At 35.8% G+C, this 9,345-nt stretch carries 9 protein-coding genes, 2 tRNA genes and 1 pseudogene; 6 read left to right on the plus strand and 6 right to left on the minus strand.

Annotation, left to right across the window (positions count from 1 at the left end; translation table 11 throughout):
* Window positions 1–242: 242 nt before the first annotated feature.
* The 6 genes and pseudogenes from PN497_RS03325 to PN497_RS03350 form a co-directional block, all read right to left on the minus strand.
* Window positions 243–614 carry a hypothetical protein gene (locus PN497_RS03325; RefSeq protein ID WP_096572119.1) on the minus strand — a complete coding sequence of 124 codons (372 nt, stop codon included), beginning with the start codon at window positions 612–614 and terminating at the stop codon, window positions 243–245.
* Window positions 615–660: 46 nt separating this feature from the next.
* Window positions 661–1,092, minus strand: a pseudogene (locus PN497_RS03330) (LLM class flavin-dependent oxidoreductase); the annotation flags it as partial.
* Window positions 1,093–1,132: 40 nt separating this feature from the next.
* A complete protein-coding gene (locus PN497_RS03335) occupies window positions 1,133–1,468 on the minus strand; it encodes a hypothetical protein (RefSeq protein ID WP_096572118.1) in 336 nt (111 codons plus the stop codon).
* Between the two features lie 391 nt (window positions 1,469–1,859).
* Window positions 1,860–2,171 carry a hypothetical protein gene (locus PN497_RS03340; protein WP_096572117.1) on the minus strand — a complete coding sequence of 104 codons (312 nt, stop codon included), beginning with the start codon at window positions 2,169–2,171 and terminating at the stop codon, window positions 1,860–1,862.
* Between the two features lie 2 nt (window positions 2,172–2,173).
* Entirely contained in the window at window positions 2,174–2,437 is a 264-nt protein-coding gene (locus PN497_RS03345) for a hypothetical protein (protein WP_096572116.1), read from the minus strand.
* A gap of 183 nt (window positions 2,438–2,620) precedes the next feature.
* The gene (locus tag PN497_RS03350; protein WP_096572115.1) at window positions 2,621–3,049 is read right to left on the minus strand and encodes a hypothetical protein; all 429 of its coding nucleotides are present in this window, start codon (window positions 3,047–3,049) and stop codon (window positions 2,621–2,623) included.
* 1,050 nt (window positions 3,050–4,099) lie between these two features.
* Between PN497_RS03350 and cysK the strand changes: the two genes are divergently transcribed.
* The 6 genes from cysK to PN497_RS03380 all read left to right on the plus strand — a co-directional run bounded on the left by cysK (window position 4,100) and on the right by PN497_RS03380 (window position 8,995).
* Entirely contained in the window at window positions 4,100–5,041 is a 942-nt protein-coding gene (gene cysK / locus PN497_RS03355; RefSeq protein ID WP_096572114.1) for a cysteine synthase A, read from the plus strand.
* Between the two features lie 689 nt (window positions 5,042–5,730).
* Window positions 5,731–6,138 (plus strand): ChuX/HutX family heme-like substrate-binding protein, encoded by a 408-nt coding sequence (locus PN497_RS03360; RefSeq protein ID WP_096572113.1) that lies wholly within the window; start codon window positions 5,731–5,733, stop codon window positions 6,136–6,138.
* 151 nt (window positions 6,139–6,289) lie between these two features.
* Window positions 6,290–7,093, plus strand: a complete 804-nt coding sequence (locus PN497_RS03365) for a DUF6816 family protein (protein ID WP_409349314.1) — start codon at window positions 6,290–6,292, stop codon at window positions 7,091–7,093.
* 191 nt (window positions 7,094–7,284) lie between these two features.
* Window positions 7,285–7,370 (plus strand) — tRNA-Tyr (locus PN497_RS03370).
* Between the two features lie 99 nt (window positions 7,371–7,469).
* Window positions 7,470–7,541, plus strand: a tRNA-Thr gene (locus PN497_RS03375).
* A 434-nt stretch (window positions 7,542–7,975) separates the two neighbouring features.
* Window positions 7,976–8,995, plus strand: coding sequence for an ABC transporter ATP-binding protein (locus PN497_RS03380; protein ID WP_096572112.1), 1,020 nt, complete (start codon window positions 7,976–7,978; stop codon window positions 8,993–8,995).
* Window positions 8,996–9,345: the final 350 nt, after the last annotated feature.

Below are 9,345 nucleotides of genomic sequence, written 5' to 3' on the forward strand. Positions count from 1 at the left end.
AATTTCTTTGCCATCTCTTGAAATCCCCAAAAATGCACACTTTTTCCGGTATACCCTTCAAAACCCTTGCACTAATTTCTGTGTTTATCAGCCTCTAACCTTTGATATATCAAGGTTTTAGGTTTATTCAGCAAACCCTACCCTGGCTAATCATAAATAAAGGACAGGCAGGATGCCTATCCCACAAGATAGGATAATTTATCCCATTACCCATTACCAATTACCCATTACCCATTACCAAACTATAACCAATCTCGATAAGCAGAGATTTCATTTACGCCAATTTCAAAGGGCATTCCTTTACCAAAAGGCGGATAAACTCTAACTTTTGCTTCTTTGGTAAATGGTTCTAAACTTTTACCAAATTGGGGAATATTGCTGACTATATGCCAGTAAGATACTATATCAGGAGCGTCAATAATTAATAACAGAGCATTACCGTTTTTGGTGATATACCAATGACAGTTAGATAGCAAGACTTGGGTAATGCGATCGCAAGCGTAATAAAAGCATCTGCCAATAGATTGCTCTAATTCCATTTGTAACATTCCGTCCTGTTTTGTCACCTCTACGGGAGGTAAATCATCAGGAGGAAGTAACGGCAGTTTAGACATAATTTCGCACCTCTTGATTGTAACGCTGCAAACTCTCAAAATTTTTTTACAGAAATAAAGATGAGGGTTTGAGTGCTATTGTGCTGAGATTTTATTCGTCCTGGAATTTCTGGATTTTGTCGCGGCAGGTTTGAACATCCCCAATGATCCAATTTTCCAGCAAATAATCTATTTCATAATAGATATTTGTTTGATAATAGGATTGTTGGGGATGGGGACTATTCTGCATTACTTGAGTCGAGTTAGCTATGGTTTTCTGGCTAAATTTATGGATGAAAGGTAAGGCTTTATTTACCGCTTCATCATCAGTTTTAGTCACAAAAAAGAACCGCGCTAACAGAAATTGATCTGCACCACTGTTATTGATTTGTCGATATCTGATGACAGTATTTCTCAATCTCAAAAGAGAAAAAGTTGGACTCCCCATTAAACCAAAAGAATTGTCAGCAGCATATTTAACTACATCATCATCACTAGCGATATTGCAGAAAAGTCCTATTTTCATGATTGGCTATATTCTAGACCGCCACTAAATGCAAATCCAACCATAAACGCGGTTCTGACTGTCTTAATTTAGATAGTGGATCGCGGAGCAATCTTTTAGCATTTATGCAAACTACCTGAATAAGTCCCATATTTTCTGCTACTTCCCTCAATATTTCTTTTTGTGATTGTACTAATGGCATGATGTCATCAGAACAATAAATTCCTATATATTGAAAGCGTCTAGCAGGTCTTCCCCAAAAAGAGGTGATAACTTTCACATGGCAATTTTCCAATATTTCCCCAAGGTCAGGGTAATAATGGTCTAAGATTCGTGTGAATTCTTGAGCTAGGATATCTTCAGTAATCATTTGACTGATATTTCTGATTGATATTTCTGTAGCGTCTATTACTACTATTTAGTATAACATAATCTTGTTATTTAAACATGACAATTTAGCAGGTTTTTCTAAATAAAATATTAATTTCTAGTAGTCAGGAGTCAGGGAGAAATTATTTGTATTTTCCCAGTCCCCAGTCACCAATCACCAGTCACCAATCACCAGTCACCAGTCACCAATCACCAATCACCAATCACCAATCACCAATCACCAATCACAAAAAGAGGTGAACTTTAAAAAAGCATCACCTCTAATATAATGACCATTTATAATTAATTCAAAATTACTGAACTGTATAGCACAAATAAATTTTGAACTAAGTCCTGTATTTATCAAACATTCTGACTCCTGAATTCTTACCTTATCGGGAATTGCGTTCAGCGACTAAAACATCAGCGAGAATATTTGGTAGATTTTTCAAATCCATATATCCTTCAGAACCAGAGATAGGAGACATAAATGTATAATTTGGGTCACAGGCTCCTGTATCATAAACTTGGATAAACCATTTATCAGGAAAACCTTCCACACCCAATTCTACAATGTACCAATATTCACCCATTAATTGCGAGTTAATGATAGTAAACCAATCTCTGTATTCTTCCGCAATGTTCCAGTCTGCTAAGAGAAATTCTAAAGCTATTTTTCCTGCATCAGTTGAAGTCAATAGCATTATTACTCCTGAGGTGCAACCTCATTGGAAACATCAGGATATAAACCTAATTGTTTCGCTAATTCCTTAGCTATAAAAAATAAAAATTGAGCGCCATCTTGATTACCTTCATGGGCAAACATAGTCGCAACTTGTAGCATTGTGTGTATCAAACCAGAATCAACTAATTCGGGTTGAGCTTCCAATACTTCTGGTTCTTGTCCATTAGGACATCTGAGTAATTCATCAATCAAATTAAAATACTGAGTTTGGCGTTCTTCTGACATGGTAATTTACTTTATGGTGAACAAGAAACTTGAAAATTATTGCTTTATTTTCAGGATTCAGGATACAGTATTGACAATTAATGAGAGTTTTCGAGTCATGATTGATAATTGATGAAAAACTTGCTTGAAGTAGATCCCTCATAAAAACAATATTCTGACTCCTGACTCCTGACTCCTGACGATTTATTGTTCAATACTTTGTTGCCAAAGTCTTTCTAACATTTCTACTTGCGCTTTGAAAACAGCAGCACGATAAACAAGATATCTATCGTAAGCAATGATTCCCAAACCAATACAAATAGGTGTAGCTAAAACCAACCATTGCAAAATTGTGACGATTTTATATTGTTCAACAATCATTTGCAGTTGGAGAAAAAAATTATTTGCAGGTATTTTTTTTTGAGTTAGAGATTCCAGAGTATTTACACTCTGATTTGAGAAAGAAAAAGAAGCATAACCTTGATTAATTTTCGTGAATTCACAAGATAAATTCTGTGTCTTAACTAACTCTAGATGTCGTCCCCAAATTAAATTAAAAACTATTATTCCCGGAGAAAGTACAGCTAAAGTAACCAAACCAACTGTCAGCACATTGAAAATTTTTAATTTCATGTTTGCTCTACCTCGCTAGGTTACAATTACCCAGTAATAAAATCTAATTAAAGGTAATTTATGGGTTATTGCTGCACCTTCTGATTGCCATTTCTCAAACAGCTATCACATTTTAGATTTGATGTAGTAATTTTAGATTCAAAATATAAAATTGGTAGATAATACCTAATATTTAAATTTTGCTGTGAATCTAAAATCTAAAATCTAAAATCTAAAATTTAAACCCAGCAGTTTGATCAGTTACAAATGTAAATAGCGAATCTCATAAATGTTGATCAAGCAATTGAAATTAAAAATTCATAAAAAATCCCAATCCACTCCTAAAATATGCTAGATTTAGTAATCAATAATACTGACAGAATTTAAACGCTTGTGAATAGAGATTACCATTTAATTATGGTTAAGAAGTCCCCCCTAGTTCACCAGACTTGCGTCTAGGAATTTCGGGGGGTAGAGGGGAATCTCTGCGTAAATCCTATAAATGTTTATATCAGTTGCCTCCCTAGCACACAGTTTACCCCACCAGAATTGAAATTATTAAAATCATTAAAGTTGTACTCAAAGGCTGTAAGTCTTATCTAGTAAGAATTATAAAAATTTTTGAGGGTAGAGGTGCTAGTATTTGTAATGGGGGGTACTAGCATTTATCAGGTGGGGTGCGGGGATTTTTGTACTCAACTGTAAAGCTTTATGGGCAAATACTTGAGGATATTTAAAGATGATTTTTAATGATGAACTCTGTACTCAAATAACAGTATATCATGACAAATTGGAACTGAATTAAAAATAAACTAAAGAAATCAAAAAAGCAATTAAAATTTTGCCAATTAAAATTTTACCAATTAAAATTTTGGCAAAATATTTTTGGATTTTGATCAAGTCAGGAATTACAAGGAAATTATGTTGATAGATAAAATTCTTAAAATAAATGTTACTCAACTATCAAAAAAATATCTAAAAACCGAGTATGATGAATAAAGAGATAGAATGATTATTGATAATTTTAGGATAATCTTAGGATAATCTGAGGATAATTTTAGGGGTTAATAAATGCGAATTGCTAAAAACGTAACAGAACTTATTGGTAGAACGCCGTTAGTACAACTCAACAAAATTCCTCAGTCTGAGGGAGTAGTAGCCAGAGTAGTTGTTAAGCTAGAAGGTATGAATCCAGCAGCATCTGTTAAAGATAGAATTGCTTTAAGTATGGTAATTTCAGCAGAAGCAGAGGGCTTAATTACACCAGGAAAAACTATTTTAGTAGAACCAACTTCAGGAAATACAGGCATTGGTTTAGCAATGGTAGCAGCCGCCCGTGGTTACAAATTAATATTAACCATGCCAGAAACCATGAGCCAAGAAAGACGCGCCATGTTGCGTGCTTATGGTGCTAATTTAGAATTAACACCTGGTACTGAAGGAATGCGGGGAGCAATTAATAAAGCAGAGGAAATAGTAGTAAATACTCCCAATGCTTTTATGTTGCAACAATTCCGCAACCCAGCTAACCCAAAAATTCACAGAGAAACCACCGCTGAAGAAATTTGGACTGATACAGATGGGGAAGTTGATATCTTAATTGCTGGAGTAGGAACTGGGGGAACTATTACCGGAATAGCGGAAGTTATTAAACAAAGAAAACCGAATTTTCAAGTTATTGCTGTTGAACCTAGTAAAAGTCCTGTGCTTTCTGGTGGTAAATCTGGTTCTCATAAAATTCAAGGTATTGGTGCTGGTTTTATTCCCGATGTTTTGCGTCCAGAATTAATTGATGAAGTGGTTCAAGTTGATGATGAAGATGCAATGAAATATGGACGCAAATTAGCAACAGAAGAAGGGTTATTATCAGGTATATCTTCTGGTGCGGCTTTGTGTGCAGCAATTAAAATCGGTAAACGGCCAGAAAATGCAGGTAAATTAATAGTGATGATTCAGCCTTCTTTTGGGGAGCGTTATTTAAGTACAGCGATGTTTCAAGATTTGATGAGTTAAATATTCGTCAATATTCTGTAGGTTGGGTTGAGTTTTTTGTCTGAATCAGGATTTCCAGGATTAAAGGATTCACAGGATTATGTAGGGTTTGCTGAGAAAGTCTTTCCGTGAGGGCATAGGAGTCAGGAGTCAGGAGTCAGGAGGAGATTTGAAAATTTCTTTGCCATCTCTTGAAATCCCCAAAAATGCACACTTTTTCCGGTATACCCTTCAAAACCCTTGGACTAATTTCTGTGTTTATCAGCCTCTAACCTTTGATATATCAAGGTTTTAGGTTTATTCAGCAAACCCTATGTAATTTAAATTGATACAGCAGGAATCAGGAGTCAGGAGTAAAACTCTGTTTCTGTCTAGGTTTCAAGTTATATTCTGTACCTGATTAATCTGCAATCTGCTGTAATTAATATAATAATTGATAAATATAGATTTCAGGTATTAATATTAATTACTGTCAGTTAGATAAATTCATTTTGCTGTTGAAGATGCTGCAAATAATTAATGATTCAATATTCACAACACTAATCTTTCCTCAGATATCTGATTTATCCTGCATCTTCATGACTAAAATCTTATAAATTATGATAAAAACAAAAATCCTGCAAATCCTGATTCAGACAAAAATATCATATATAGTATAAAATACATCTATAATATAGATGACATCCTTTTTGGTAATTTACATTAGGCGTATGAATACAACATTGAAAGAATTTTTGGAAGCTTGCGAAAATTTAGGAACTTTGCGTTTAATAGTCACTAGCAGCGCCGCAGTATTAGAAGCTAGAGGAAAAATAGAAAAACTATTTTATGCAGAATTACCAAAAGGTAAATATGCGAATATGCACACCGAAGGATTTGAATTTCATTTGAATATGGATAAAATCACCAAGGTGAAATTTGAAACAGGTGAAGCTAAAAGAGGTAATTTTACAACCTACGCTATCCGGTTTTTAGATGAAAAAGAAGAACCTGCATTAAGCCTATTTTTACAATGGGGTAAACCCGGAGAATATGAAGCGGGACAGGTAGAAAATTGGTTGGCTTTACGGGAGAAATACGGTGAAGTTTGGCAACCTTTACCGCTAGAAAGTTTGTAATTTTTGCAACTGATTGATTCAATAAATCGGTTATCTGCATCAAAATTCATAAGTAGGGGTTTAGCAGTGCTAAACCCTTACAGGATTAACATCAGATTAATGTTGGCAATTAATGTTTGAAATTTAAATTGATTTTTTTGAGTTGTTGATTATGTTCCTGAAAACCATTTTAAGTCTTTGTTTAATCATCCTCTTTTTATTTACCAATGCAGAAGCTAAAGCAGGTGAATTATCCGAAAAATTAGCCAACTTTACACAATGGGAAAAATTAACATCAGTCAAACCCGCAAAGGGAGATTTAGTTTACCCTGACTGGATAGCTGGAACTTGGAATGTCACCAGTACCTTGGTAGATTTAGCTGCACCTTTAGCACCAGATATTATCACACCAGGATTTGAAGCAAATCGCAGTCAATTAAATCAACCTGTGAATTTTGTAGTGAGATTTGTGAAAGTTAAACCACAAAATTCAGGTTTCAATCTTTTCTTTAAAACAAATAAACAATCACAAAATCAACAATCACTAATTTTAGTAGCTGATCGAGTATTTAACAGTTTGAACTTATCCAGAGCTTATTTAGGAGATGATGCTGTATTAGCAGTTAAATTAGATCCAGAATCTCCTAATCGTCAAATTACCTTTTTTCGTGGCGATCGCCAATTAGTTTCTGTAGTCACCGCACGCACAACCGAAAAAAATCCCGATGGTAAATTTATCAGTGCAGAAGTTTTTCAACAATATTTTAAAGGTGGTTCTCGTGCCTATTTTAACAATGTAGAATCTACCACAGCTTATCATTTAGTTTCCACATCTGACCCCAAATTATACCCAACAATAGAAGCAGATCAAGTGACTGCTGTGTACCTTTCACCCCAAGATCCTGATTATTTTACCGCAGGTTCTCGTCCGGTGGCGCTTTATCGTTATCGGTTGGAATTTTACCCCTTAAAATAGCCAAAAAATTGTCAATGCACCAAGAAGGCATTGATCACCGCTTACACTCCCTGCAAGAAACAGGTTAACTCAGGGGTTAATCATCTGAAACCCTTGTGATTTAAGCCTTTCCGGTTTTTTTGAAAAAAAGTTTTCCCAACCCCTTGCCAAACCTAAAAACTGCTGCTACTATAGGAAAAGTGGAACGAAGCGGGTCGGTGTCCGAGTGGTTAATGGAGACGGACTGTAAATCCGTTGGTTTGCGCCTACGCTGGTTCAAATCCAGCCCGGCCCACCACTTTGAGATGATATGGGTTACAATAGCTGAGTGTCGAGTTAAATTCTCAGCTTTGTAATTCATAAATCATCAAAAACCCGAAAAGTAAATTTCAATTTTGCCCGTGTGGCTCAGTGGTAGAGCACACCCTTGGTAAGGGTGAGGTCACGAGTTCAATCCTCGTCACGGGCTTGTTTTAAAACTATTAATATATATTAATATATAAGGTTTTTAGGCTATTCCCTAAAGACTATCAAACATCTATAAAACATATTTTATCCCAAAATTGCCCCAAAAAATAAAAAAAAATGAACCCCTTAACTGTTGTGTCATGGTAAGCTGTTACACAGCTAAATTGTATAATCCTAATATTCTGAACTCTTGTTTAACAGGCAAGATGCCTGTTCCACTTATACAAATTAAATGCACAACAGCTTAAAACTCGGCTTTTTCTGCAAAATTCTGTTCATTCTGAAAATCTGGAAATCCTGATTGAGACACTGTACTGCTTTATACCAAAAAACAAGTTTCTCAAAATGAAACCCAGAACTCATCACACCTAACGCCTAACTCGTACAATAGAAAATAGATTGTTGCGAAATGTATAGTTAGGATTTATTGCTGTCATGGCCTCAGCAGTTTTAATCGAAAATCTAAAAAAAAGCTACGGTTCTGTAGTCGCTGTTAAGGATGTCTCCTTTGAGGTGAAACCAGGGGAAATATTCGGTTTACTTGGTCCCAACGGTGCAGGGAAAACCACTACTCTCCGCGCTTTGTGTACCCTCACCACCCCTGACTCTGGAAAAATCGAAGTTTCGGGAATCTCGGTGTTAGATAACCCTAAACTAGCACGTCAAAAGCTGGGTTATGTCGCTCAAGAGGTGGCTTTAGATAAGGTTTTAACCGGTCGAGAACTGCTACAACTGCAAGCAGCACTTTATCACCTCCCCAGTAAAGTTATCAAAGAACGCATTAACACTGTATTAGATTTACTCGGGTTACAGGAATACGCAGATAAGAAAACCGGCACTTATTCCGGTGGTTTACGCAAACGTCTAGACTTGGCCGCTGGTTTATTACATTCCCCAGATGTTTTAGTATTAGATGAACCAACGGTAGGACTTGATATAGAAAGCCGTTTTGTGGTGTGGGACTTTTTGCGAAAATTACGCGCTGGGGGGACTACGGTTGTCATCACCAGTCATTATTTAGAAGAAGTTGACGCTTTAGCTGATAGGGTAGCAATTATAGATCGGGGTTTGGTAATTGCCACTGGTACACCTTCCCAATTAAAAGATCAAGTAGGAGGCGATCGCATTACCTTACGCATCCGCGAATTTTCACCAAATGAAGAAGCAGACAAAGCAAAAAATCTGCTGTCATCTTTACCTTTTGTGCAAGAAATTATCATTAATTCCGCCCAAGGTAACTCCTTAAATTTGGTAGTTACTCCCCAAAATGACGCTTTAATTTCTATTCAACAAGCGTTAAATAATGCAGGTTTACCAATTTTTGGTATTGCCCAATCTCGTCCTAGTTTAGATGATGTTTATTTAGCAGCAACAGGTAAAACTTTAATGGATGCAGAATTAGCTGCTGTAGCAAATCGTGATCCGAAAGCTGAGAAAAAACAAAATATGAGATAGGATAATTGATAATTGATAATTGATAATTGATAATTGTCAATTGTCAATTAGACCTCTCCGAAAAAGAATGTAGAGACGTTCCATGGAACGTCTCTACAGTAGATTCTAGCCCGGAGATTATCAATTTGATGTTGCAGATTTCAAAGCCTGTTGAAAATCCTCTAAAGAATTAACCACCACTGCCAATTTCAACATTTCATCTAAAATAGATAGGGTTTGCTGAATAAACCTAAAACCTTGATATATCAAAGGTTAGAGGCTGATAAACACAGAAATTAGTGCAAGGGTTTTGAAGGGTATACCGGAAAAAGTGTGCATTTTTGGGGATTTCAAGAGATGGCAAAGAAATT

Origin of the sequence: Sphaerospermopsis kisseleviana CS-549 (assembly GCF_028329225.1) — a bacterium.
Taxonomy (GTDB): Bacteria; Cyanobacteriota; Cyanobacteriia; order Cyanobacteriales; family Nostocaceae; genus Sphaerospermopsis; species Sphaerospermopsis kisseleviana.

Bases quoted from the DNA above. Each gene is read 5' to 3' on its own strand.
- PN497_RS03345 (WP_096572116.1), bottom strand. From the start codon at position 2,437: ATGTCAGAAGAACGCCAAACTCAGTATTTTAATTTGATTGATGAATTA.
- PN497_RS03340 (WP_096572117.1), bottom strand. From the start codon at position 2,171: ATGCTATTGACTTCAACTGATGCAGGAAAAATAGCTTTAGAATTTCTC.
- PN497_RS03365 (WP_409349314.1), top strand. From the start codon at position 6,290: ATGTTCCTGAAAACCATTTTAAGTCTTTGTTTAATCATCCTCTTTTTA.
- PN497_RS03380 (WP_096572112.1), top strand. From the start codon at position 7,976: ATGGCCTCAGCAGTTTTAATCGAAAATCTAAAAAAAAGCTACGGTTCT.
- PN497_RS03360 (WP_096572113.1), top strand. From the start codon at position 5,731: ATGAATACAACATTGAAAGAATTTTTGGAAGCTTGCGAAAATTTAGGA.
- PN497_RS03325 (WP_096572119.1), bottom strand. From the start codon at position 614: ATGTCTAAACTGCCGTTACTTCCTCCTGATGATTTACCTCCCGTAGAG.
- PN497_RS03350 (WP_096572115.1), bottom strand. From the start codon at position 3,049: ATGAAATTAAAAATTTTCAATGTGCTGACAGTTGGTTTGGTTACTTTA.
- PN497_RS03335 (WP_096572118.1), bottom strand. From the start codon at position 1,468: ATGATTACTGAAGATATCCTAGCTCAAGAATTCACACGAATCTTAGAC.
- cysK (WP_096572114.1), top strand. From the start codon at position 4,100: ATGCGAATTGCTAAAAACGTAACAGAACTTATTGGTAGAACGCCGTTA.